This is a genomic window from Nocardia sp. NPDC049149 (genome assembly GCF_043197455.1).
Classification (GTDB): Bacteria; Actinomycetota; Actinomycetes; order Mycobacteriales; family Mycobacteriaceae; genus Nocardia.
Genome location: NZ_JBICTD010000023.1, coordinates 1 through 23334, shown reverse-complemented (window position 1 = coordinate 23334; position 23334 = coordinate 1). Strand labels below are relative to the sequence as shown.

The window sequence follows — 23334 nt, the reverse complement described above, 5'->3', positions numbered from 1 at the left end:
GAGTGGCGGTCGGCATTATCGCCTACCTGGGCGTCTGCATAGTTGAGGCGTGGAGTGGCGCGCGAGACTAGTGTTGCGGATGGTCTGGATGGGGCGTTTGCGGCTAGCCTGGGGGAATGGCAGGTAAGTCCCGCAGCACCACGACTACTCGGGCGCGGGCGGGATCGGCGCGGGGGAGGACCACCACGGCACGATCCCGTTCGGCGACGCCCCGTGCGACGCCGGCGCCGCGCGGTCGTCGTCAACCCGCCCGTCGGCCGGTTCGGCGCACGTCGAACACCGCGCCGCTCGCGGTATTCAGCCGCGGCATCAGCAGTGGCTGGAACATGCTCGCGCGCGGCCTCGGCGCGACGACGCGGACGTTGAGCCGGGCAGGCGAGATCGAGCACGGCCATCGCCGGGACGGCATCGCGCTGGCCCTGATCGCCCTCAGCGCGGTGATCGCCGCCGCGGTGTGGCTGTCGGCGGGCGGGCCGGTGGGGCACTGGGTCGGTGAGGCCATTCGCGCGGTCGGCGGTTCCGCGTCCGCCGGGCTGCCGTTCGTGGCCACCATGATCGCCGTCATTCTCATGCGCACCGAGCCGCATCCGGAGATCCGGCCGCGGCTGGTGCTCGGCGGGCTGCTGGTCGGCCTGCCGATCCTCGGACTCTGGCATATCGCCGCCGGTGCGCCGACCGACCCGCACGGGCGTTCGCGCGCCGCGGGTTTCGTCGGCTTCGTGGTGGGCGGGCCGCTCACCAACGGGCTCACCGCCTGGCTGTCGGTGCCGATTCTGTTGCTGGCCATCATCTTCGGCGTGCTGCTGCTGACCGGGACCACGGTGCGCGAAGTGCCCTCCAAGCTGCGGGAATACTTCGGCACCGGTAGTCGCGGCGACGAATACGGCGAGTACAACGGCGAATTCGGCGAGTACGACCCCGCCAAGTACGACGCCGACGGCTTCCCGCTGCACGCCTCGGCCCGGTCGAAGCGGCGCGGTCGCACCCCGGCGGAGAACTATCCGCCCGACGAGTTCGGCGACGGCGACGCGGTGACCGAGGTGATCGGGGAGCCGCCGCTGCGCGACGCCAAGCCGATCGCCTCCGAAGAGCCTGCGCCTGCGCCGAAGCCGAAGAAACAGCGCCCGGCGAAGGTGGTGGTCGAGGACCAGACCCCGCCGCCGCCCAAGCAGCTCGAGTTCGTCACCGACCGCGAGGTCGAGGGCGACTACGTGCTGCCGCCGATGTCGCTGCTGACCGACGGCGATCCGCCCAAGAAGCGCAGTGCCGCCAACGAATCGATGATCGAAGCGATCACCGAGGTGCTGGTGCAGTTCAAAATCGACGCTGCGGTTACCGGTTTCGTGCGCGGCCCGACGGTCACTCGCTACGAGGTCGAGCTCGGGCCCGGCGTCAAGGTCGAGAAGATCACCGCGCTGGCCCGCAACATCGCGTATGCCGTTGCGACGGAGAATGTCCGGCTGCTCGCGCCGATCCCCGGCAAGTCCGCCGTCGGCATCGAGGTGCCCAACGCCGACCGCGAGCTGGTCCGGCTCGCCGACGTGCTCAAGGCGCCGTCGACCCGAAACGACCACCACCCGTTGGTGATCGGGCTCGGCAAGAACATCGAGGGCGACTATCTCGCCGCGAACCTCGCCAAGATGCCGCACCTGCTGGTCGCGGGCTCCACCGGCTCCGGCAAGTCGAGTTTCGTGAACTCGATGCTGGTTTCGCTGCTGCATCGGGCGACGCCGGAGGAGGTCAGGATGATCCTGATCGACCCGAAGATGGTGGAACTCACTCCCTACGAGGGCATTCCACACCTGATCACGCCCATCATCACCCAGCCGAAGAAGGCGGCCGCCGCGCTGGCCTGGCTGGTCGAGGAGATGGAACAGCGCTATCAGGACATGCAGGCCAACAAGGTTCGCCACATCGACGACTTCAACAAGAAGGTGAAATCGGGCGCGATCACCGCGCCGCTCGGCAGCGAACGGGTGTATCGCCCCTACCCGTACATCCTCGCCATCGTCGACGAGCTCGCCGACCTGATGATGACCGCGCCGCGTGACGTCGAGGACGCGATCGTGCGGATCACCCAGAAGGCCCGTGCCGCAGGCATTCACCTGGTGCTTGCGACGCAGCGGCCGTCCGTCGACGTGGTGACCGGTCTGATCAAGACCAATGTGCCGTCCCGGCTGGCGTTCGCCACGTCGTCGTTGACCGACTCGCGGGTCATCCTGGATCAGCCGGGCGCCGAAAAGTTGATCGGCATGGGCGACGGGCTGTTCCTGCCGATGGGTGCGAATAAGCCGACCCGTCTGCAGGGCGCGTTCATCAGCGACGAAGAGATCCACGCGGTCGTCGATTTCGCCAAGAACCAGGCCGAGCCGGAGTATCAGGAGGGCGTCACCGCCGCCAAGGCGGGGGAGAAGAAGGATGTCGACCCCGACATCGGCGACGACCTCGATGTCTTCATTCAGGCCGTGGAGCTGGTTGTCACCTCGCAGTTCGGCTCCACCTCGATGCTGCAGCGCAAACTGCGGGTCGGTTTCGCCAAGGCGGGTCGCCTGATGGACCTGATGGAGACCCGCGGTGTCGTCGGGCCCAGCGAGGGCTCCAAGGCGCGTGACGTGCTCATCAAGCCCGATGAGCTGGATGGGTTGCTGTACACGATCCGGGGCGGGGACGATTCCGGCCCTGCGGACGAGGACGACTGAGCTCGTCTCCGGTGTGTCGGAAATCCGGTTTCCTGATCGAGCGGCCGTTCGTACCGTTGGCGGATGCCCCTCGATGACCTGGCGGTAGATCTGGACAAGACGGCAGACCCGTGGACCGCGCACGACGCGACCGTGGCTGCCGCCGGATTCTGGGCGATGGCGCGTGGGCTGCCTGCCACCTTCGCGCGGGTGTTGCGGGAATGCTGGCAGGTGAGCCGTGTCGATACGGCCGCCTTGGTGCTGTGCACCCTGCTCGCCGAGCTCGGCACGGCGGTCGGACTGCTCGCCACCACCTCGGTGCTCGAGCGGCTGCTGGCGGCCGGGCCGACGCCGGACCGCGTCCGGGCGGCGGCGCCCGCGTTGCTCCTGATCGCCGCCATGGTGGTGGTCCGCGGCGCGCTGCGGGAAGCGGCGGTCTTGGCGAAGTCGCGGATCGATCCGCAGTTGCGGCGCAGCCTGCAGACCGGTCTGCTGCAGCTGACCACCAACGCCGAGCTGGTGGCCTTCGACAACGACGTCTTCCACAACACGCTGCACCGGATCAGGGAGCGTGCGCCACACGCGGTCGCGGCGCTGGTCGACGGCGTGCTGCGGTTGCTGTCGGGGGTGGTCGGACTACTGGTGGTGGTCGGCGTGCTCGGCGTGCTGCACCCGGTGTTGTTGCCGCTGTTGGTGATCGCCCTGGTTCCGACCTGGTGGGCCGCGGTGCATTCGGCCAGGATGAGCTATGAGATGTACGCGGCGACCAGCGGCGCCGAGCGCCGGATGGAGACGCTGACCAACCTGATGGCCGATCGGGTTCCGGCCGCCGAGATCCGCGCGTACACCATGCGTTCGTTTCTGCTCGCCGAGTTCACCAGGTTGTCCGGCTTCGTCCAGGCCAGGGCGTTGCGGCTGGAGCGAAGACAGGCCGTAAGTCGTTCGCTCGGAGCCGCTCTCGCCGGGCTCGGGATCGCCGTGGTCTATCTGGTCCTCGGCCTGCTGCTGTTCACCGCGGTGATGCCGCTGGCCGTCGCCGGAACCGCGGTGGTCGCGTTGCGCACCGCGATGACCGCCTTGAGCGAACTGGTCAACAGCATGAACTGGAGTTACGAGAACGCCCTGTTCTATCAGGACTATCTCGATTTCTGTGCCGATGCCGGGCAGCGACAGGAACGCGTGGGCGGTGTCGCCGTGCCCGCTGACGTGGACCGGATCAGCGCGCGGGATCTCACGTTCACCTACCCGAGCGGGCAGCGTCCGGCCTTGTGCGGGCTCGACATCGACATAGCGCCCGGGGAGATCGTCGCCATCGTCGGTGCGAACGGCTCCGGCAAAACAACTCTCGCGAAGGTCCTCAGCGGCCTGTACCAACCCGATTCCGGCACAGTGACTTACGGCGGCGTCCGGCTCGAAGACATTGACCTGACCCAGTTGCGCAGTCGAATCGCGGTGGTGGCGCAGGACTTTACCCACTGGCCGTTCTCGGCCAGGCAGAACATCACCATCGGCCGACACGATCATCCGGAGTCCGACGCCGCGTTCACCGCGGCCGCGCAGGCGGCGGGAGCCGATCAGGTCCTTGCCGCACTGCCCGCCGGGCCGGACACCCTGCTCGACCCCACCTACCGCGGCGGGGTCGAGCTGTCCGGTGGGCAATGGCAGCGCATCGCGGTGGCCCGTGGCCTGTATCGCGATGCGCCACTACTGATCTGCGACGAGCCGACCGCCGCGCTGGACGCGCGCACCGAGCATGCCGTCTTCGAGACGATCCGCAAGCATGCCGCGCAGCGCACCGTCGTGCTGATCACCCATCGTTTGGCGAGCGTCCGCTACGCCGACCGGATCTATGTGCTCGAGCAGGGCCGCGTGGTCGAGCACGGGACCCACGAGGAACTGATGGCCCGCAACGGCCTCTATCGCGAGTTCTACACCCTGCAGGCGCAGGCATACCAAGAGCCGACGGCTGCCGTCGAATAGTGCGCGACGCCGCGGCTGTCACGCTGCGAGTAAACCTTTGCGTGCCTCCTCGACGCAGTCGGCCCACTTGCGGTCGCCGAGTTCGGTGACGCCGGAGTCGCTCATGAAGGCGCTGGACACGATGACGTCGGGGGTGAGGGTGGCGAGGAAATCCAGTGTGGCGAGCAGGGTTTCGCGGTTGCTGTGGCCTTCGATGTAGCCTGCCCACCACTGCCCGTTGCCGCCGAGAATGAGGGTGTCGCCGGTGAACAGGTGCTGCTTACCGGAAATGGTGACGAGATAGACGGCACTGCCCGCGGTGTGGCCGGGCGTCGGGATCACCTCGATGCCGCCGAACGCGGTGTGCCGGGTGTCGAAGGCGTCGTCGACGCTGGTCTGCGTGACCAGTTCCGCGTCGTCGCGATGAATGTGCAGCCGAGAACCGAAGCGCTCCTTGATGGTCGACAGTGAGGGCGCGATTTCGTCACGGTGGCTGAGGTATTGGTGGGTGACGCCGCCTCGCTCGGCGATCCTGTCCAGCTCGCCTGGCTTGTTCGTGTTGTAGAACAACACGTTTCCCTCCGGCGTCGTCCACAGATAGGCGTTGACGGTCAGTCCCTCGAACGGGCTCTCGGTCTCGGTCTGCCACAGGTCGGCGGAGATCTGCTTCATGATGTGCTCCTCGGTGCGTTGATGTCTTCACCTAGGAGGCGCGAGATCCGATCTCGCGACGCTAGATCGGCGGCCGTCACAACCGCCATTGCCGCTCGCGCTGCGGTTGATAGCGGCACACGATGCCGAGCGAGATGCAGGCGCGCAGATGCTCGGCGAGTTCGGGGTGGATCCGATCGATGCGCCGCAGCGTGTCCCTGACCCGCGCGGACACCGTCTTGCGGGCTCGCTCGGCATCGTCGCCGAGGTGCCGGGTGCGCCCGGCCAGGCCTGCGGTGCGGCGCAGTTCGTCGAGCAAGGCGGCGCGCTCCCGGTCGAGTTCGGCGGCTCGATCGTCGGCGCCGAGGTCGACCGCCCGATCGATCTCGGTATCGAGCGTGTCCAGGCGGCGGCGGTATGCGGCCTTCGCGGACTCGTCGAGCACCGGGTCGGTGCCCAGTGATCCTGCCGCGCGCAGCATGTCGCCGGAACCGGGTGCGCCGAACAGTTCCAGGGACGGGATCTCGTGACCGGGATGGCCGATCAGCGCGTGCAGGTCGCGTAGTCCCTTGGCGTCGGGCAGGCGCGCGGTGCGGCCCGCGAACCGCAAGGTCCACACCGCGCCGTCCCGTCGGAACTCGTTGTCCGGCAGCGCGGTCGGCTCGGCCGGTGGCCGACGGTCGTGCGAGAGCAGCCGCAGCTGGTGCTCGGCCGCATCGAGCCATGGACGGGCGCGCATGCGGCGCGCGGATTCCGCGGCGGCCAGCAGTTCGCGCGTCGCGGTGTCGCGGTCGCCTGCTGCGGCGGCAAGCCTGCCGAGCCAGTACACGTACGGCCCGTAGCTGGCTCCGCCGCCCGCGACCACAGCCCACAATCCTTGCAGTGGAACAAGTTTCGCTCGCACGCTGGTGCGCAGCTCCGCATCGTCGAGCACCAGCGCGGCATGCGCCAGCGCCACCAGGATGGCGGCGTGGAAGTGCGTCGGGTATCCGTCGTAGAGCGCCTGCACTTCGGCGACCCGGCGGCGGGCGCGGTCCTTGTCGCCGAGCTGGGCGGCGGTGATGAGATCGGTGATGATCGTGTAGTTGGCGCCCATCGCGCGATAGCGGTCGACGAACGTGTCCGCCTCGGCCAGATCGCCGGTGACCAACGCCAGCGACCACCGCTGCTCGAGCCACAACGGTGCTCGGTCCACCTCGCCGAGTCGCTCACCCAACGCATAGGCGCCATCGATGGCATCGCGGGCTTCCTGGAATCGACCGGCCAGCGTGGCGAGCGCACCACCACGCGAGAGCGCGACGAACCGGAAGCGCGGCAGGTTCGCCCGGTCCGCGTGTGCGCGCAGCGCGGCCATCTCGGTGTGCGCCCGCGGATCACCCAGCTCCAGCAATGCGGCGAAACGTAAAAGGGCGCCTTGTAATTCGGTCTCGTCGCGATGTGTTCGGCGACCGATCGCGATCAGCTCCTCGGCCAACTCGAGTCGATCGGGGGCGGTGCCTGGTCGCCAGATCGCGTCGTGCCTGGCGAGCAGTCCGAGTTCGAGCGCCGTGTCGTCCTCGGATTCCCTGGCCAGCCGCACCGCCTCGGCGCTCATCTGCTCGGCGGCCGCGCGTTGTCCGGACACGGTGTGTACGCGCACCCGAGTCGCCGCGGCGAGCACACGCACCGCCAGCGGATCGCTGCGCGGACGATCGCGCAGCAACATGGCGTGCGCCTGATCGATGAGCGCGATCTCCCGCTCGGAATCGCGTTCCGGGCGCGGCATTCCCAGCTCGTGCAAGCCGAGTGCCGCCCGCGCGAAGAGCTCCGGCGATTCGTGCTGTCCGGCCAGTTCGAGCAGTGTTTCGAAAGTGCGGCGGGCGGCAGACAGTTCACCGGCCGCGGCCTCGGCGCTTGCCAAATCGAGCCCGACGGTGCCACGGGACTCGTGCTGCTCCTCCGGGATCAGCGTCAGTGCCCGCCGATAGTGTTGCGCGACTTCGCCCGCGGCCAACCTGCCGCAGGCATCAAGCGCCGCATCCAGCAGATACCGCAGCGCGCGCTCGGCATCGATGGCGTCGCCTGCCAGATAGGCGTGGTGCGCGAGCTCGCTCGGCGTCGCACCGGACCGCTCGCTCGGCAGCTGCTCGAGCGCGGAAACAATGGCGGCGTGGCGTTTTCGGGACTCGGTCGCGCCCAGCCGTGCGATCAGCGCTTCTCGGATCAGATCGTGTACGAAAGTGAATCGTGCGGTGTCGAGCCTGGCAACCAAACGGGCCCGGACAGCGGTCGCCACCAGCTCGGCCACCGCGGCATCCGCGCGCCCGGTGGCGGCGGCGACCACCACGAGCGTGAATTAACGGCCGACCAGTGCTGCGGTGGTGAGGGTGTCGACCGCGGCAGACGAGAGCGGTGCCACGCGCGCGTCGAGCGTCTCCTGCACCCCCGGCGTCAACGTATCGATGGCACTTCCCGAATGCCACAGTCGCGCAGCCTGTTCGGTGAGGAACGGGTTGCCGCCGGTGAGCGCGTGCAACCGGTGCACCACCTCCTCGGGTGGTTGTGCGCCCGTCATCCTGGTGACGACGGCACCGACGTCGTCGACGGAGAGCCCGGTCAGCTCGATCGTTCGCGCGGCGGTCAGCAAGTCGCCGAACAGGTTTCGCAGTGGATGGGCGTCGGCGTGCACCTCCGTGTCGCGCACGGTGCCGACGATCGCGAGCCGCTCGAACCAGGAATGCCTGGCGACGAACGCGAGCAATGTGATCGACTCTGGGTCGGCCCGATGCAGATCATCGATCACCACGAACACCGGCCGCACGGCGCACGCGGTGACCAGCGCTTCGGTCACCGCGTCGCCGATCCGGAACAGTGTGGCGCCGTCCGTCAGCGGCTGCGCCTGCTCTTCACCGATCAGAATCGACAACGCATTGCCCGCCGCATCATCCACGGCCGCCCACTGCTCGGGTGCGGCAGCACGGCGCAGATTGCGCACAATCTGGACCCATGGCCAGAATCCGGGCGTGCCGTCGCCGCTCCACGCGGTCGCCGCGAGCACGAGCACCTCGTCGAATTCGCCGACTACCTCGGTGACAAGCGCGGTCTTGCCGATCCCCGCCTCACCGGACACCAGGACGAACCCGCCGTGGCTGGACACTGTGCGCCGCAACTCGTCCCGCAACAGCGACGCGGGATGGTCCCGGCCGATCAGGGGTGTCACCGCCACGCGTCCCTCCTCGCTGCTACCCCTTCGCAGCTTAGTTCGCGCAGGCCAACCCCTAGGGTGGTAGGCGCGTGACCTGGGTGGATCCGCTACCGGAAGATCGGAGGGTGACATGCTGATCGAGAAGCAGCGCTGGGCGGGCATTCGCGACGGCTCGGTCACGGTGCTGTTCCGGCGCTGGCGGCATCGCCAAGCCAGTGCGGGCAACATCTATCGGACCGCCGCGGGCCGAATCATGGTGGAGCAGGCCGATATCGTCGCCCCGTCCCGCATCCGTGCCAAGGATGCTCGCGCCGCCGGGTACGCCTCGATAGCGCAGGTGCTCGCGGATCTGCGTGGCGCGGAAGGTGATCCGATCTATCTGCTGCGTATCCGGTTGGTCGATGAGCCGGATCCGCGCACGGAGTTGGCGAACACCGACCAGCTCTCCGACGACGACATCGCAAGGATCACAGCGCGTTTGGCGCGCATGGACGCGTCGAGCTCGATCGGCCCGTGGACCATGCCGACCCTGCGCCTCATCGAAGAACTCCCCGCAACCCGCGCCCCCGACCTGGCTGCCCGCCTCGGTCGCGAACCGGACCGCTTCAAAGTCGATGTGCGCAAACTCGAGGCGCTCGGTCTCACCCTCAGCCTCGAAGTCGGCTACCAACTTTCGCCTCGCGGCGTCGCCTACCTCCGCACCCGCTGACCGAGCTATTCGGCGGTTCGCTCCGGCAGATGGGCCAAGACCAGGCCGACGGACGCGATCAGCACGTTCTGCAGCGCGGGTTGCAGCCCGTTCCACGTCTTGGATTGCCACATCACGAACCATTCGCCGCCGATCGCGATGAAACCGCCGCCGAACAGCACGATCACCATGAGCCAGCCCACCGTGCTGAGCCTGCGGGCGCGTTCGACGTCGGCCCGCCCGGCCAGCGTGCGGAGCCAGCTGATCAGCGCGACGATCAGCACGAGCGCGGTGAGCGTCTCCCAGGTGATGATCGCGATATAGGCGATGTTGGCCAGTGTCGGGTCGGTGATCGCCCGCCACATGACGTCGTCGTCATGAAAAGTGGTGTCCATGGCGAGCACATGCTGCACGAACTGCTGATTGGTGCCGAAGTCGGTGATGTTGTTCAACGCAACCACCGCAACATAGGCGGCCGTGACGGCAGTGAAAACGGTGAGTGCCATACGGAGAGAGCCGAGCACGGCCAACAAGCGCGTCATTGTCTACTCATCCTTCATGCAGGTCGACTGGATGCTCGGAGTGTAGGGCCGCCCGCCGCCCCCGGGGCCGCGTCAGCTCGAGAGTGGCCAATTGGCTGGCAATTCAGCACTCGAGCATGGCCAACTGGCTGAAGTGCGACCATTCACCCGCATGGTTCCCTCGACGAGGTGTCCACCTGCGAGGTCAGCCGGGCTGCGGTTCGGGATTATTCTGGTCGCGGCGTCGAGCGCACAAGAGGCAGGAGAGCGGGTGCTGAGGGCAGAGATCCTCCGACTTCTCCTGCGCGATGCGACGGATTGGCTGGACTCCCAGGCAAAACGTGTCGCGACGCACCTCGCCGACACCACACGCGGCGAGGACATAGGCGCGAAAGCCCTCGAGACCATTACCGAGAGATACACCCAACAGGACCTGTCGCACGCCGCGACATCGAAATCCCCCCTTGGCATGTGGATGACGACCGGTCGACGGGATTCTGACGGATACTTCTTGGACTCAAACGCACGGCCAATTCCCGAGGCTGTCCTTCTCCCGAAGGTCAAGCAACTGACCCCGGACGACTGGCAGCTGGATCGAGAGATCGCGTTGAAAGCATTCGCCTCAGCGCCCGCGGAGTACAAGACAACGTTCAAAGAGGCGCTCGACTTCCCCGATGACGAGTGGCGCCGAACCGTGCAGGGATACCACGCAGAGTTCGTGGCCCTACAGGACGGCAAACCGATAGGTATGGTGGCGGCGGCGAAACACGAACGGCCGGATACCGTTCTGTTGAAGTCGATGTTCGTGGTGCCGGAAGCCCGTGGCAGCGGCGTCGCGGACCGCTTGGTCGAATCGGTCGTGGATTGGGCCTGGGACAACGGCTACCGTCGCGTAGCTCTCTGGGTACGGGAAGAAAACCTGAGCGCCGAGAGCGTATATCTACGGCACGGCTTCGGGTGGACCGGGCGTGAGGAGGAAGGTCCGCGTGGCCTCCGGATCGAATTGCATCGCTTGCTAGGCGAGTCGACACGGATTCCTTACGACTCAAATGGTCCACGGCCTTGAGCCGAGGGCGATCCGACGGTAGCCGAACGCACCATCATGCCGGTTTCAGGACGTTCCGCCCGATGATTTCGGGCGGTCATCAGCGTGGGTTGCGCCGTAGGTCAGAGGCAGATGCTCACGGTGGCCGGGCCGAGGGGAAGGGACAGGCACAATGTCACCGACCCGGAGACAGCGGTGGCCTCGGGGGCGGTGGCGGCGGCGGTCCCGGCGCTCAGCGCGATGGCGGACAGAGTCAATGCGCTGATCATCAGCGTACGAGCGGTTTTGACGATCATGTAGCTTCCTAGCTTGTCGATGGAACCTCGCATATTCGGTTGGCTCCATTCGCGAAATCTGCTGTAGACCATCCGTACGCCAGCGCCCTCGGACAAGTCAACTGTGTTGTGAAGTGCCACAGAGGAATCCCGAGTTCTCGCTGGATTGCGGAGTTCCGGTTCGTCGCGGCGCGCAGTTCGTGCACTGGTCGATCAGGTCGAGGACCAGGCACCTTGCTGGACTGCGCGCTCGCGACGTCCCGATGCTTGACCGTGCGGCGCTAGTTCCGCGCGGCCAGGATCTGGGTGAGGTAGTCCGGGGTGCCGTCGATGCGTTGCAGATGCGGGAAACGGAGGCCGTCGTGATAGTTCAGTTCCACGGTCCGTGTCTGATCGAAGTCCTTCACCTGCAATCGGATCGGTGCGGGGTCGGTCTTGGCCGCCTCGATCGCGGCTTCCATCGTGGCTTGGTTATAGGGGGCGTCGTTGACCGAAACCACCGTCATCCCGGTGCCGACTTTCGCCTTGAATGCGGGTCCGTCCCATCGCACGTCGGTGACCTTGCCTTCACCGGACACGTTGAGACCGATCGAGTAGGTGTAGTTGACGGCGCCCTCAGCCGCTTTCACCTGAGCCGAGAGGAAAGCGCCAGGGTTGTTGTCGTAGACCAACTTCCACCCGGTCTTCTCCACGCTTGCGGCGAACGGTTCCTTTCCGTCGAGGCGATCGCGCAGGTACTTCGCCCAATCGTCGGCGACCACGCCATTCAGCGTCGAGACGACCTGGTCGAAGTCGTAGGTGTTCTGCGACTCCCACTTACTGTCGTCGACACCGAAGAACGCGCGCGCGAAATCATCGAGTGACTTTGTGTTCCCGGACAATTCGCGGATACGCGCGTCCACTCCCAGCCACACCAGTTGCCCGCCCTGGTAGTAATCCTCGCTGAGCTGCCACGACCGATACGGCTTCGGACGCCGCTGCGCGATGATGGGATCGTTGGTGGTGTCCTGCACAGTGCGCCAGGTGAGTCCGGGCCGGTTGTCGGTGTATGCGGCGACCACCGAAGCCAGCGCATCACGAGAGACTTCCGCGGGTCGCAAGCCGGACCGGCCGGTGAGCACGTTGCCCCAATACTGCGTCTGCCCCTCGTAGACCCACAACAAGCTGTCTTGCATCGGGGTGTTGTAGTTGGGTGTCCACAGGTCTGCCGGGCGTCGGAACTTGCCGTTCCAGGAATGGGTGTACTCGTGCCCGAGCAGATCAGCGCTGCCGACCGCCGGGTCCCACGCGGTGAAATAGTCCGTGGGTTGGCCGTTCTCGCTGGATCGTTGGTGTTCCAATCCATTGGAGCTGAGCTGCTTCGACAACGACAGCAGGAAGTCGTAGTGGTCATAGTGTTGTGAGCCGTACAGCTCCACAGCCTGTTTCACCAGCGCCCTGTGCAGCTCGATGTGCTCGGGCTTGGCTGCGAGCTGTTCCGGTGCGTCGGCGAATACTTGCAGCCGCACAGGGGTTTTCGCGCCAGGAGCCAGGTCGAACTCCTTGTGATAGCGCCCCGCATACACGGGCGAGTCGACGAGGATGTCCAACGGAACAGGCTTGTAGTTCACGGTGTCGCCGTCCTTGCCCGCGACGTCCAGCGCGGTCCCGGCCTCGAATCCCGGCGGGTAGGTGACGCTCGCGACGAACGGAATCTCGCTGGCGGGAACGCCGGCTGGATAGAGGACCACGGCATTCCACTGCAAATTCAACATATTCGGCGTCATCACCACGCGCCCCTGAGTGGAATCGGTGGGGGTGAGGTACTGGAAGCTCGCGTCAATGGATTCCACGCCGTCGGGCACAGTAACTTTGAACGAGTACACGTTCAGCGGATCACGCTTCCACTGCAGCTTGTTCCCGGCCCCGGTGAAGGTGATGCCCCCGATCTTGTCGATCGGACCGGACGGCGAGTGGTTGCCGGGCAGCCACTGTGGAAAAAGCAAATCTATCTCGCCCGACTGAACGGGGATCGTCTGTTTCACCTGAATTATGCGTTGCGGCAGATTGGTCACGTCGACCGCGACCGAGATCGTTTTCTGATTCGCCGGGGCTTCGGACTTGTCGCGCAAGCCGAAGTAGAGCGAGCCTGCCAGGATAAGAAGGACGACGACGCCAACAGCGCCAAAAATGCGAACCTTAGACAACGGCACTCCCCAAATCACGCAGACGATCTTGTCGACACTACAAAATCGACGCCATGCCCGCCCCCGGCTGGTGCGAGCGTCCCTTAGTTGCTGAATCAGTGATTCATCCTACGAGTGTTGGTATCGCAGCGTGCGAGGAGTGAGTGTGGGCTGCGTCATACCTGTCGTGCGGTGTGTCGTCGACTGGCTCCGGGCTGTCGAACGATGTGGCGGTCGGCGGGTTGACCGTGGTTCCCCCGGCGAGATTCGAACTCGCACCTTGCCGGAATCTAGGTCCGGTGCCTCTACCGATTGGGCTACGAGGGAGTGCTGACCCACGAAAAAGGGGTCACTCCTTGGCGATTGCCACGGAGTGACCCCTTTGCCGGGTCTATGCAGACACGGTCAGGGGCGGCTCCGGACGCTCATCCGAGGATGGGTGAGGACAGCGGTCGGTAGCGCAGCGTTGGCGTGCGAGTACCGGGCAGCGCGCAGCGAGCGCATTAGCTGCTGGGTCCCGGCCATCGTCCTTCGCCTTTCCTGGTCGTGTGAGTTGCTTGCTTCGACGCTAACATCCGGATTTCGCCTTGGGAACCGGTTTGGTGTGTCAGAAGGTTCTGTTCATTTCGCGCGAGATCTGAAATCCGTTGCCCGTGCTGTCGTTTGTGCAGGTCACGCCGTTCTCGGCGGACGAGCAGGTGAACGGGCCCACGGTAATACTCGCGCCATATGGAAGTACCCGACCGCCGCCTCGGTTTCCGCCGTCGCTCGGCTCGCCGACGAACACGCCCTGGGTCAGGCACAGTGTCCGCGCGCGCTTGCCGACGGCCAAGCCGCTCGCGTTCGGATCCTTTGCCCAGCATTCCTTCTGATCCGCGGGCGCCGGCGTCGTCGGCCCTTGACAGCCGGCCTGGGCGTTCTCATCGATCGGCTGGTCGAGGATCGCGCACAGGAACATTCCGCTCGGTGATTGGAAGTAGTACCCCCGCTGCTCGCGATACTGCGCCGGGTCGACCTCGCCGAGCGCGGGCGGCCGCGTGGTGGTCGGTGCGCTCGAGGTCGGCGGCGCGGTCGGTGCGGCGGAGGTCCGCACCGCGGCCGAGGTCGGCGCCGCCGAGCTGGTGGTCGGTGTCGCCGTATCTTTGTCGTTCCCGCACCCGGTCAGCAAAGCCAGCGTGACGGCGCACGGCAGCACGACAATACGAGCTCCTCGGATTTGCATGACGGCATTGTGGTACCGCTGTGCCCGGCTTTCGGCTAAGACGCGTCCGCGTCGCGTGTCGCCTGCAGGGTGTAGCTGAGCGGGCAGCGTTCCTGATGTTCGGTGAGCTGCCATTCGCCACCGGTCCCGAGCGTCATCTGGCCTGGCAGCGCCTCCCACGGCACGCTTCGATGCTCGGTGAACCCGGTGATGGTCAGGCCTGCGTCGAGCAGTGCGGTGAGGATCTCGCCGAGGCCGTGGTTCCACTCGTGGGTGGTCGTCTGGACGAACTCGGCGTCGGTCTCGACGTAGGTGCCGCCTTCGGAAAACACCATCGGTTCGGGCATTTCGAAGTAGGGGTAGCCGATAGCCAGCCGGTCCGTCTGGTTTTCGTCCAGCGACCACAGCACCGGATGACTCTCGCGCAGGAACAGTCGCCCACCGGGGCGCAGGAGCCCGGCGACGGTGCGTGCCCAGCGGTCGATGCTCGGAAGCCAGCACAGCGCACCGATTCCGGTGTACACGAGGTCGAATTGTGTTCTGCCGAGCGCGGATACCGCGTTGTAGACCTCTGATTCGACGAAAGTGAGGTCGGCGCCGGTCTTTTCGGCGAGCGACCGGGCCTGAGCCAGCGACGCGGCGGAGAAGTCGAGCCCGGTCATGTCGGCGCCGAGCCGGGACAGCGAGAGCGTGTCGGTGCCGATATGGCATTGCAGGTGCACGCCGCGCAGCCCGTTGATGTCGCCGAGCAGGGGTAGATCGAAGCGCACCACGTCGCTGAGGAAGTCCGGCTCGGTAAGGAAGCGGTCGACCGCGTAGTCGCGGGAGGCGGCGTGTACTGGCGCCCGCTCGTCCCAGTTCGCCTTGTTCAGCAGCAGGTAGTCGTCGGTCACAGCGGCCACTCTGGCATGCGAGGCCGGGTGAACGCATGTGAAATTATGGTCAGCAATCACCCCGCTAGCCGACCAGAACGGACAAATCGGGCATTATGGACGCCATGACTATCGATAGACACGCCGCATGCAGGTAACCGCACTCGAGTGGGTGATCACCGTCGTGGTGATCCTCGGACTGTTCGTCTTCGACTTCTTCGCCCACGTGCGCACGCCGCACGAGCCGACCTTCCGGGAATCCGCGTTCTGGTCCGCGGTCTACATCGGACTCGCCCTCGTCTTCGGCGGCATCGTCGCCTGGCGATGGGGTTCGACGTTCGCGGGGGAGTACTACGCGGGCTTCGTCACCGAGAAGGCACTCTCGGTCGACAACCTGTTCGTCTTCCTGATCATCATGTCCACCTTCGCGGTGCCGCGGATGTACCAGCAGAAGGCGCTGCTGATCGGCATCGTCATCGCGCTGGTGATGCGCGGCGCGTTCATCGCCGTCGGCGCGGCCGCGATCAGCGCGTTCAGCTGGGTGTTCTACCTGTTCGGGCTCTTCCTCGTCTACACGGCCGTCAAGCTGATCAAGGAGAGCGGTCACGAAGTCGAGCACGAAGAACAGCGCGACAGCAAGATCGTCGCGCTGACCAAGCGACTGCTGCCGACCGCGGACAGCTACGACGGCGACAAGCTGATCACGCGCGTCGACGGACGTCGCGCGGTGACCCCGCTGCTGCTGGCGTTGCTGGCGATCGGCTTCGCCGACCTGTTGTTCGCCCTGGACTCGATCCCGGCGATCTACGGTCTGACGAGCGAGCCGTACCTGGTATTCACCGCAAACGCGTTCGCGCTCATGGGTTTGCGGCAGTTGTACTTCCTGATCGGTGGACTCCTCGATCGTCTGGTGTATCTGTCCTACGGTCTGTCGGCGATCCTCGCGTTCATCGGCGTCAAGCTGGTGCTGCACGCGCTGCACGAGAACACGCTGCCGTTCATCAATGGCGGCGAGCCCGTCAGCGTGCCGGAAATCTCCACCCCGGTCTCGCTGGGCGTGATCCTCGGCATCCTGGTCATCGCGACGGTCGCCAGTCTGCTGCGCACCCGCGCCCGCACGAGTCGGGTCTGAGCGGGGCGAGCGGTCAGAACACCCGGTTGCTGTCCGGCGTGATCTCGAACCCGTGCCCGTCGTCATCGTTGCGACAGACGACGCTGAAAGTGTCGGCCTGGCAGGTGATTCCGTGCGCGTGCAGGATGGATCCGGCGGGCAGCACCGGCCCGGGCCCGACGACCGTGTCGTCGCTACCCGGCGTGGTTTGCAGCGCGGTGTAGAAGCCCTGGTTCACACAGAGGTATCCGGCGTCCTCGCCGACGGCGAGCGCCGCGGCGGCGGGGTCGGTGCTCCAGCACTTCTCCATGTGCGGCGGCGCGGGCCCGGTCGCGCCCTGGCATCCCGCGGTGCGGCGTGGCCTGCCGACAGGCTCATCGAGGATGCCGCAGGTGATGTGGCGATCCGGGGTCTGGAAGTAGTACCCGTCGGCGGATCGGAAGTGCACCGGGTCGACGACACCGGGTCGGATCAGCGGATGGGCCGAGGAAGAAGTTGCTGGGTCCGATTTGTCCGGAGTACCCAGGTACACGTACAACAGCCCCGCCGTGGCAGCCGTCGACGCGAAAACCGCTACGTAAGTGCGCATGGCCGCGAGTCTGCCGTGTGAGATGCGTGGTACGTCCGCATCGAGCCCGGTGTGTCGCCGGAAGTTAGCTGCTTCGCCAAAAAATAGTGGGACCTGCATTGATCCCCGCGCGTCGACACAACGCGCGGGGATCAACGACAATCGCGCGTGGCGCCGGTCAGGACGCGAAAGCGCCGAGCACCGGAACCCATTCGAGCACGGCCACGTGATCGACCAACTTCTCGCGCGCGAACGGGTCGTCGGCGAGCAACGCGGTCAACGCGTCGGCATCCGCGGTCTGGAAGACGAGCAGCGCACCGGACCCGTCCGCGAACGGCCCACTGCTCAGCAGCGTGCCCGCCGCGAGATGGTCGCCGAGCCAGGCGCGATGCTCGGGCCGATAGGTGTCGCGGCCAGGGACTGTGGCCTCGGAGTACGAATAGTGAACGGCGAAGATCGGCACGTGATCCATTCCTTACAGTCGAGATTCATCAGAGGGACGGCAGCCTGTGGGGGCGACTCACAGAGTGAGCAGCATTCGAGTATTGCCGAGCGTATTCGGCTTCACGTAGCTCAGATCGAGGAACTCGGCGACACCGGTGTCGTAGGACCGGCACATCTCCGCGTAGACCTCGGCCGTGACCGGAGTGCCCTCGATCTCGACGAAACCGTGCCTCGTGAAGAAATCCACCTCGAACGTGAGCACGAAGACCCGCCGCAACTCCAGCTCCCTGGCCACCGAGATCAGGTGCTCCACCACCAGCCTGCCGACCCCGCCGCCCTTGACATCCGGATGCACCGCGACTGTGCGCACCTCACCGAGGTCGGCCCACAGCACGTGCAGCGCGCCGCAGCCGACGATGCGGCCGTCGAGCTCGGCGACCCAGAACTCCTGCACCGCTTCGTACAGCGTGACCAGGTTCTTTTCCAGCAGTATCCGACCGGCGTAGACATCGACGAGGCGTTTGATCTCGGGCACATCGGAGGTTCGAGCGCGTCGCACTACCGGTGTGGAGCTCTGCGCGCCTAGAGGCACGCCCGGATGTGCGTCGCTGGTCGAACCACCTAGTGGTCCCCGAGAGTTCATGGGGTGCACAGTAGTCGGGTCGGTTACCGATAGGCTGAACGTGTGCCACACATCCAGTCGCCCCGCTCGCCGCATTGCGTCGAGCAGCGGGTCCGGCAAGACATGCGCCGTGTCGATGGCCGATGTCGTCGTGCCGGTGTGAATGCGGTGCAGGCATGAGGGAGCGCAGCGAGCGAACAATCAACACAGCTGCCCATGCAGTCATGCCGGAACCGAGCGGTAGCGAGGTGCAGGCATGAGCGCACAACCGGAAGAGATCGAACGGCGTTGGTCGGCGGCCAGCCCGATCCGTTCCGGGTTCGTTCCCGCGGCGTCCGAACCCGCTGCCGTGCCGCTGATGAACATCGCGAACATCCTGACCATGCTGCGGATCGCGCTGGTGCCGTTGTTCGTGGTCGCGCTATTCGTCGGCGGCGGGCACGAGACCGGCTGGCGGATCGTCGCGGCCGCGCTGTTCGGCCTCGCCGCGATCACCGACCGCTTCGACGGGCAACTGGCGCGCAAATACGGTTTGGTGACTGATTTCGGCAAGCTCGCCGACCCGATTGCGGACAAGGCGCTGATCGGTTCCGCGGTGATCGGATTGTCCGTGCTCGGCGATCTCGCGTGGTGGATCACCCTGGTCATCTGTGGCCGCGAGATCGGTATCACCCTGCTGCGCTTGGCCGTGGTGCGCCGCGGCGTGATCCCGGCCGGACGCGGCGGGAAGCTGAAGACCCTCATGCAGTCGCTCGCGATCGCGGTGCTGCTGCTGCCGCTGTCGGGCTGGTTCGCAGGCGCAGGCATGGTGCTGATGTATGCGGCTGTCGCATTGACCGTGATCACCGGGCTCGATTACGTCGGCCAGGCGGCGCGGGTGTGGTTCGCGGGCGGGCCGAGCCGGGCGCGCGGCGCATGAACGCGGCGAGCCTGCGATGACCACCGCGGCCTACGACGGTCCCGCATCCGTGCGCACCGATCCGTTGGTCGTCGATGCGCCCGTCGCCGAGCTGGTTCAGGCTCTGAGCCTGGCCGGGCAGACCGTCGCGACCGCCGAATCACTCACCGCAGGCCTGTTGAGTGCGACGATCGCAGGCGTGCCCGGCGCCAGCGCGGTCCTGCGCGGCGGCGTCGTGGTGTACGCCACAGAGCTCAAACACAGCCTCGGCGGCGTCAGCGCCGAAGTACTTCAGACGGAAGGTCCCGTCGCGGCAAGCACCGCCGAACAGCTCGCGGTCGGTGCGCGCACCCGCTGCGGCGCGGACTGGGGCGTCGCGCTGACGGGTGTCGCCGGGCCGGATTCGCAGGACGGACATCCGGTCGGCACGGTCTTCCTCGGCCTGGCCGGGCCGGGGCACACCGAGGTGATGCGGTTGAAACTCCTCGGCGACCGGTGGACGATCAGAATCAGTGCGACCCACATCGCGGTGCGGGAACTGCTGCGATGTGTGCAAGGTCCGGACGCGAGTCCGGCCGAAGCGGGCGGGTAAGGAAGTGATTTGCGTCGGGCGGGAACCAACCGGGCCTCGTCCGACGTTGTGCCAGAAAGAACGGCGTGCGTGGCACTCGTGAGTGTCATGCGGGTCCCCTGACAGGGAGCGAAGGAGAACGAGATGACGCTGCTGCGAGAGGCCATCGGGGACAGTCTGCGGCGTGCTCGTCTCGCCCAGAACCGAACCCTGCGCGAGGTGTCCACCTCCGCGCGCGTGAGCCTGGGATACCTGTCCGAGGTCGAACGAGGCCGCAAAGAAGCTTCCAGTGAATTACTCGCCGCGATTTGCGCGGCACTCGATGTCCCACTCTCGCGGGTGCTGTGGGACGTGAGCACGATCATGGCAGGTGCCGACGGCCTGCCCACCCGCACACCGGCCGACACCGCCGCCGCTCCGGTACCCGCCGAAGCGGAGCAGGCTGCCGAGGCCGCGCCCGCCGCGCCGGCCGAGGCGGCACCCGTTGCCGAACCCGTGCTCACCCCGGCGAGCGCGACCATGTCCGTGGCCGCAGCAGGTACCCGCCCGCTGCCGCTGGCCATGGACACCCGGATTGTCATTCCCGCACCGAAGGCCGACATGTTGGTCCTGGTGAAGGGCGTGTGACACACAACGAGAGGTGACGGCCGCGGCAAGGCTGCGGTCCGGTGCCGAAAGCGGATACATTCTCACTAGGCGTCGGTTGGGCCGGGTTTGCCCGGCTCACCTGCCGCATGGTGGAGGATAGGACCATATCGGGTGCGTGACGGTCGCGCACTGGAGTCGCGTCGAACGCGCGGCACGTCAGATGGAGGCGGGATCAATCGATGGCTAATCCGTTCGTCAAGGCCTGGAAATACCTGATGGCCCTGTTCGATTCGAAGATCGAAGAGCATGCGGATCCGAAGGTCCAGATTCAGCAGGCTATCGAGGAAGCCCAGCGTCAGCACCAGGCCCTCTCGCAGCAGGCCGCGTCGGTCATCGGCAATCAGCGTCAGCTGGAAATGAAGTTGAACAGGCAGCTCGACGAGGTCGAGAAGCTCAACGCCAACGCGCGCCAAGCGGTCATGCTCGCCGACCAGGCCAGCGCCGCGGGCGACACCGAGAAGGCGATTCAGTACACCAACGCCGCCGAGGCCTTCGCGGCGCAGCTGGTTACCGCCGAGCAGTCCGTCGAGGACCTGAAGGTGTTGCACGATCAGTCGCTGCAGGCCGCAACCCAGGCCAAGAAGGCGGTCGAGCAGAACGCGATGCTGTTGCAGCAGAAGGTCGCCGAGCGCACCAAACTGCTCAGCCAGCTGGAGCAGGCGAAGATGCAGGAGCAGGTCTCCGCATCGCTGCAGCAGATGGACTCGACGCTGTCGGCGCCGGGCACCACGCCGAGCCTGGACGCGGTGCGCGAGAAGATCGAGCGCCGCTACGCGAACGCACTCGGTTCGGCCGAGCTCGCGCAGAACACGGTGCAGGGGCGGATGCTGGAAGTGCAGCAGGCCAGCATTCAGATGGCGGGGCACAGCAAGCTGGAACAGATTCGCGCGTCCATGCGTGGCGAGCAGTTGCCCGCGGGCGGGGCGGCCCAGCCTGCCGTCAATCCCGCACCGGCGCAGGCCAATCCGGCGCAGCCGCAGATGGACAAGAACTAGCCGCACTGCGGTAGCAGTTAGTCGCGCGGGGAAGACTTTGTCGGTGGTGACTGGTTCACTGGACGACATCACGGCACCCGGCGGGCCGGCCGTCGGCCGCGCCGGGACCGTGCAGGTCCGATCCGCGCAATCAGTGGGAGAAAAGGCATGACTGAGCGAACCGGCGGTCAGTCCGGTAAGGCGCGGCCCGTCCGCAAGCGGGACGCGGCGATCATCCGGGCACAAGCCGCGCTCGCTCCACAGCCAGGCAGCCTGCCCGACAGTCTGCGTGAGGTCGGGGAACACGCACTGTTCGCGGTGCGCCGCTGGGCCGATCCGCGCGAACGAGAACTGCGCAGGCGCCGTAGGGTCCGCCGCCGCAGCTTCCAGCTCGGCACCGCCACCGGCCTCACCACCGCGGGAGCCGTTGGGCTCGCGGTCATTTCGGCACCGGCCTGGATCGTCGTCGTCATCGGCGGCGGCGCGGTCGCCCTGGTCACCGGCACCGCGCTCAGCGCCCGCCGCTACCTGCGCCTGCGCAACACCCCGCTGCCGCAAGGCGCCTTCGTCCCCCGCAAACAACCCCCCGTCTGGTCACGCGCACGCGGCCCGATCGCCAAACTGGTTCGCGCCGAACGCGCCCTGCACGGCCTCGGCACTCAAATCGCCAAGGGCAACCGCCTGCCCGACGACGAACTCGTCGACATGCTCGAGACCGCAGGCTCCGGCTCCGCCGCCCTACACGCCCTCGCCGCCGACGTCACCGCCATGGAACAAGCACTCGGCGCCATGGGCCGCACCACGTCTCCCGCCGCCGCAGCCCTCACCGACAACCTCCAGTTCGCCCTCAACCGCCTCGACACGGGCGTGGCCGAATACGAGCAGGTAGTCGCCGCTGCGGGGCGCATCCTCGCGGTGCCTGAAAGTGCTGTTCTTCGCCACAATTTCGACGCGATCGTTGCGGACCTTCGACATGCGGCCGACCGGCTTGATGGTTGGGCGCAGGCGTTGACGGAGGTTGCGGATCAGCAGGTTCCGATTGCGCAGCCGGGGCAGGGGTGAGGGGTGCTGAGGCTCTTCGGTTCGGGGTGAGGCAGGGGTTGGGGGTTGTGGCTACTGAGGCTTTCGTTCCTGTTGCGTAGCCAGGGCGAGGAGTTGGGTGTTGGGGGCTGTGGGGGAGAGAAGTTGTTGCTGAACTCCTCGTTCCGATTGCGTAGCAGGGGTGAGGGGGGTTGGGGGACGTGGCTATTGAGGCTTTTCGTTCCGGTTGCGTAGCCAGGGCGAGGGTGAGGAGTTGGGGTGTCGGGGGCTGTGGGGGAGGGAAGTGGTTGCTGAAAGTCCTCGTTCCGATTGCGCGGCGGGGGTGAGGGTTTGGGGGTTTGGGTTTGTCCGGGGAGAAGTGGTTGCTGAGACCCTTCATTCCGACTACGCGGACGGGTTGGGGGTTGTGGTGTCGGGGGAGGTGGCTACTGAGGGCTCTTCGTTCCGGTTGCGTAGCCAGGGCACGGGGTTGGGGGAAGGGGCTACTGAGGCTTTTCGTTCCGGTTGCGTAGCCGGGGTGAGGAGTTGGGTGTTGGGGCCATGGGGGGGCGAGAAGTGGTTGCTGAAATCCTCGTTCCGATTGCGCAGCAGGGGTTGGGGGTTTGGGTTTGTCCGGGGGAGAAGTGGTTGCTGAGGCCCTTCATTCCAGTTGCGCGGCAGGGGTGAGGGGTTGGGGGTTGTCCGGGGAGAGAAGTGGTGACTGAGGCTTGTCGGCGGTGATCGGTGGTTGCTGAGGTTCGTCGGCGGTCGTCGGACGGTTACCGAGGCTTGTCGGCGTGCGTGAATGGCTGCCGAGCCTCATAGCGCGAGTCCAATGGTTGGCCATCGGCCCGAGTCCAATGGTTGGCCGCCCTCCATCGGCGTGAGAGAAATGGTTGCTGAACCTGGTTGGCGTGAGTGAAGGGGTTGCAACACGTCGCGACACGCACCTTTTCTCTCACGCCAACATTCCAAGATCGCTTTGAAGGTCTCTGAGCCGAACCACCGGCCGATGATCCCGGGGATTGCCGAACCTACTGACGATAGTCAAATGGTCGCTGACCTCCGTTGACGGGAGTCATATGGTTGAAGGTGCCCGTTGACGAGAGTCCTATGGTGGCAAGACCCACCGAGAGACCCACCAGGTCAAGTCCCGGGGCGTGGTGTAACTGAGTGGTCACCGCATGATCCGAAGTATGGTCAGGCGGTGAGTTCTGCTGGTGCTGGGTCCTCCTGTTC

Annotated in this window: 21 protein-coding genes and 1 tRNA gene; 10 read left to right on the top strand and 12 right to left on the bottom strand. The window is 66.2% G+C overall.

Going from position 1 to position 23334, the window contains the following annotated elements; translation table 11 throughout:
* The first annotated feature begins 116 nt into the window (after nt 1–116).
* Nucleotides 117–2699: a DNA translocase FtsK gene (locus tag ACGFNJ_RS43915; RefSeq protein WP_393462603.1), complete on the top strand. Its 2583-nt coding sequence runs from the start codon at nt 117–119 to the stop codon at nt 2697–2699.
* 63 nt (nt 2700–2762) lie between these two features.
* Nucleotides 2763–4658, top strand: coding sequence for an ABC transporter ATP-binding protein (locus tag ACGFNJ_RS43910; protein ID WP_393462601.1), 1896 nt, complete (start codon nt 2763–2765; stop codon nt 4656–4658).
* An 18-nt stretch (nt 4659–4676) separates the two neighbouring features.
* Here ACGFNJ_RS43910 and ACGFNJ_RS43905 read toward each other — a convergent pair whose 3' ends face one another.
* The 3 genes from ACGFNJ_RS43905 to ACGFNJ_RS43895 all read right to left on the bottom strand — a co-directional run bounded on the left by ACGFNJ_RS43905 (nt 4677) and on the right by ACGFNJ_RS43895 (nt 8493).
* Entirely contained in the window at nt 4677–5309 is a 633-nt protein-coding gene (locus ACGFNJ_RS43905; RefSeq protein ID WP_393462599.1) for an MBL fold metallo-hydrolase, read from the bottom strand.
* Nucleotides 5310–5385: 76 nt separating this feature from the next.
* Entirely contained in the window at nt 5386–7614 is a 2229-nt protein-coding gene (locus tag ACGFNJ_RS43900; protein WP_393462597.1) for a hypothetical protein, read from the bottom strand.
* A gap of 9 nt (nt 7615–7623) precedes the next feature.
* Entirely contained in the window at nt 7624–8493 is an 870-nt protein-coding gene (locus ACGFNJ_RS43895; protein ID WP_393462595.1) for an ATP-binding protein, read from the bottom strand.
* Nucleotides 8494–8602: 109 nt separating this feature from the next.
* Here ACGFNJ_RS43895 and ACGFNJ_RS43890 point away from each other — a divergent pair, with 109 nt between their 5' ends.
* Nucleotides 8603–9181 (top strand): hypothetical protein, encoded by a 579-nt coding sequence (locus tag ACGFNJ_RS43890; protein WP_393462593.1) that lies wholly within the window; start codon nt 8603–8605, stop codon nt 9179–9181.
* A gap of 5 nt (nt 9182–9186) precedes the next feature.
* Here the strand turns inward: ACGFNJ_RS43890 and ACGFNJ_RS43885 are convergent, their stop codons facing one another.
* Nucleotides 9187–9702 (bottom strand): DUF2165 domain-containing protein, encoded by a 516-nt coding sequence (locus ACGFNJ_RS43885; RefSeq protein WP_393462591.1) that lies wholly within the window; start codon nt 9700–9702, stop codon nt 9187–9189.
* A gap of 151 nt (nt 9703–9853) precedes the next feature.
* Between ACGFNJ_RS43885 and ACGFNJ_RS43880 the strand changes: the two genes are divergently transcribed.
* Nucleotides 9854–10747, top strand: coding sequence for a GNAT family N-acetyltransferase (locus tag ACGFNJ_RS43880; RefSeq protein WP_393462589.1), 894 nt, complete (start codon nt 9854–9856; stop codon nt 10745–10747).
* 101 nt (nt 10748–10848) lie between these two features.
* On the opposite strand, the gene ACGFNJ_RS43875 is transcribed toward ACGFNJ_RS43880, so the two are convergent.
* The 5 genes from ACGFNJ_RS43875 to ACGFNJ_RS43855 form a co-directional block, all read right to left on the bottom strand.
* Nucleotides 10849–11022: a hypothetical protein gene (locus ACGFNJ_RS43875; protein ID WP_393462587.1), complete on the bottom strand. Its 174-nt coding sequence runs from the start codon at nt 11020–11022 to the stop codon at nt 10849–10851.
* 260 nt (nt 11023–11282) lie between these two features.
* Nucleotides 11283–13193, bottom strand: a complete 1911-nt coding sequence (locus tag ACGFNJ_RS43870) for a M61 family metallopeptidase (RefSeq protein ID WP_393462585.1) — start codon at nt 13191–13193, stop codon at nt 11283–11285.
* A 222-nt stretch (nt 13194–13415) separates the two neighbouring features.
* Nucleotides 13416–13493: transfer RNA gene (locus ACGFNJ_RS43865), tRNA-Leu, on the bottom strand.
* A gap of 280 nt (nt 13494–13773) precedes the next feature.
* On the bottom strand, nt 13774–14388 hold the full coding sequence (locus ACGFNJ_RS43860) for a hypothetical protein (RefSeq protein WP_393462583.1): 615 nt from the start codon (nt 14386–14388) through the stop codon (nt 13774–13776).
* A 35-nt stretch (nt 14389–14423) separates the two neighbouring features.
* On the bottom strand, nt 14424–15260 hold the full coding sequence (locus ACGFNJ_RS43855; protein WP_393462581.1) for a class I SAM-dependent methyltransferase: 837 nt from the start codon (nt 15258–15260) through the stop codon (nt 14424–14426).
* Nucleotides 15261–15387: 127 nt separating this feature from the next.
* On the opposite strand from ACGFNJ_RS43855, the gene ACGFNJ_RS43850 reads away from it, so the two are divergent.
* Complete coding sequence (locus ACGFNJ_RS43850) at nt 15388–16371, top strand: TerC family protein (RefSeq protein ID WP_393462579.1); 984 nt, start codon at nt 15388–15390, stop codon at nt 16369–16371.
* A gap of 13 nt (nt 16372–16384) precedes the next feature.
* Here ACGFNJ_RS43850 and ACGFNJ_RS43845 read toward each other — a convergent pair whose 3' ends face one another.
* The 3 genes from ACGFNJ_RS43845 to ACGFNJ_RS43835 all read right to left on the bottom strand — a co-directional run bounded on the left by ACGFNJ_RS43845 (nt 16385) and on the right by ACGFNJ_RS43835 (nt 18005).
* Nucleotides 16385–16939, bottom strand: a complete 555-nt coding sequence (locus ACGFNJ_RS43845) for a hypothetical protein (RefSeq protein ID WP_393462578.1) — start codon at nt 16937–16939, stop codon at nt 16385–16387.
* A gap of 157 nt (nt 16940–17096) precedes the next feature.
* On the bottom strand, nt 17097–17381 hold the full coding sequence (locus ACGFNJ_RS43840) for a YciI family protein (protein ID WP_393462647.1): 285 nt from the start codon (nt 17379–17381) through the stop codon (nt 17097–17099).
* A gap of 57 nt (nt 17382–17438) precedes the next feature.
* Complete coding sequence (locus ACGFNJ_RS43835; protein WP_393462577.1) at nt 17439–18005, bottom strand: amino-acid N-acetyltransferase; 567 nt, start codon at nt 18003–18005, stop codon at nt 17439–17441.
* Between the two features lie 235 nt (nt 18006–18240).
* Here ACGFNJ_RS43835 and pgsA point away from each other — a divergent pair, with 235 nt between their 5' ends.
* The 5 genes from pgsA (at nt 18241) to ACGFNJ_RS43810 (ending at nt 22137) form a co-directional block, all read left to right on the top strand.
* Nucleotides 18241–18903, top strand: a complete 663-nt coding sequence (gene pgsA, locus ACGFNJ_RS43830; RefSeq protein ID WP_393462575.1) for a CDP-diacylglycerol--glycerol-3-phosphate 3-phosphatidyltransferase — start codon at nt 18241–18243, stop codon at nt 18901–18903.
* Between the two features lie 16 nt (nt 18904–18919).
* Nucleotides 18920–19474 (top strand): CinA family protein, encoded by a 555-nt coding sequence (locus tag ACGFNJ_RS43825; protein WP_393462573.1) that lies wholly within the window; start codon nt 18920–18922, stop codon nt 19472–19474.
* A gap of 123 nt (nt 19475–19597) precedes the next feature.
* Nucleotides 19598–20080, top strand: a complete 483-nt coding sequence (locus tag ACGFNJ_RS43820) for a helix-turn-helix domain-containing protein (protein ID WP_393462571.1) — start codon at nt 19598–19600, stop codon at nt 20078–20080.
* Nucleotides 20081–20280: 200 nt separating this feature from the next.
* Nucleotides 20281–21096, top strand: coding sequence for a phage shock protein PspA (gene pspA, locus ACGFNJ_RS43815; RefSeq protein ID WP_069160230.1), 816 nt, complete (start codon nt 20281–20283; stop codon nt 21094–21096).
* A gap of 147 nt (nt 21097–21243) precedes the next feature.
* On the top strand, nt 21244–22137 hold the full coding sequence (locus ACGFNJ_RS43810; RefSeq protein ID WP_393462568.1) for a hypothetical protein: 894 nt from the start codon (nt 21244–21246) through the stop codon (nt 22135–22137).
* Nucleotides 22138–23334 lie beyond the last annotated feature (1197 nt).

What these genes read in the sequence shown, in the direction of transcription:
- pspA (WP_069160230.1), top strand. Translation starts at nt 20,281, where the DNA reads ATGGCTAATCCGTTCGTCAAGGCCTGGAAATACCTGATGGCCCTGTTC.
- ACGFNJ_RS43915 (WP_393462603.1), top strand. Translation starts at nt 117, where the DNA reads ATGGCAGGTAAGTCCCGCAGCACCACGACTACTCGGGCGCGGGCGGGA.
- ACGFNJ_RS43820 (WP_393462571.1), top strand. Translation starts at nt 19,598, where the DNA reads ATGACGCTGCTGCGAGAGGCCATCGGGGACAGTCTGCGGCGTGCTCGT.
- ACGFNJ_RS43890 (WP_393462593.1), top strand. Translation starts at nt 8,603, where the DNA reads ATGCTGATCGAGAAGCAGCGCTGGGCGGGCATTCGCGACGGCTCGGTC.
- ACGFNJ_RS43835 (WP_393462577.1), bottom strand. Translation starts at nt 18,005, where the DNA reads ATGAACTCTCGGGGACCACTAGGTGGTTCGACCAGCGACGCACATCCG.
- ACGFNJ_RS43845 (WP_393462578.1), bottom strand. Translation starts at nt 16,939, where the DNA reads ATGCGCACTTACGTAGCGGTTTTCGCGTCGACGGCTGCCACGGCGGGG.
- ACGFNJ_RS43825 (WP_393462573.1), top strand. Translation starts at nt 18,920, where the DNA reads ATGACCACCGCGGCCTACGACGGTCCCGCATCCGTGCGCACCGATCCG.
- ACGFNJ_RS43810 (WP_393462568.1), top strand. Translation starts at nt 21,244, where the DNA reads ATGACTGAGCGAACCGGCGGTCAGTCCGGTAAGGCGCGGCCCGTCCGC.
- ACGFNJ_RS43905 (WP_393462599.1), bottom strand. Translation starts at nt 5,309, where the DNA reads ATGAAGCAGATCTCCGCCGACCTGTGGCAGACCGAGACCGAGAGCCCG.
- ACGFNJ_RS43860 (WP_393462583.1), bottom strand. Translation starts at nt 14,388, where the DNA reads ATGCAAATCCGAGGAGCTCGTATTGTCGTGCTGCCGTGCGCCGTCACG.
- ACGFNJ_RS43880 (WP_393462589.1), top strand. Translation starts at nt 9,854, where the DNA reads ATGGTTCCCTCGACGAGGTGTCCACCTGCGAGGTCAGCCGGGCTGCGG.
- ACGFNJ_RS43875 (WP_393462587.1), bottom strand. Translation starts at nt 11,022, where the DNA reads ATGATCGTCAAAACCGCTCGTACGCTGATGATCAGCGCATTGACTCTG.
- ACGFNJ_RS43885 (WP_393462591.1), bottom strand. Translation starts at nt 9,702, where the DNA reads ATGACGCGCTTGTTGGCCGTGCTCGGCTCTCTCCGTATGGCACTCACC.
- pgsA (WP_393462575.1), top strand. Translation starts at nt 18,241, where the DNA reads ATGAGCGCACAACCGGAAGAGATCGAACGGCGTTGGTCGGCGGCCAGC.
- ACGFNJ_RS43850 (WP_393462579.1), top strand. Translation starts at nt 15,388, where the DNA reads ATGCAGGTAACCGCACTCGAGTGGGTGATCACCGTCGTGGTGATCCTC.
- ACGFNJ_RS43910 (WP_393462601.1), top strand. Translation starts at nt 2,763, where the DNA reads ATGCCCCTCGATGACCTGGCGGTAGATCTGGACAAGACGGCAGACCCG.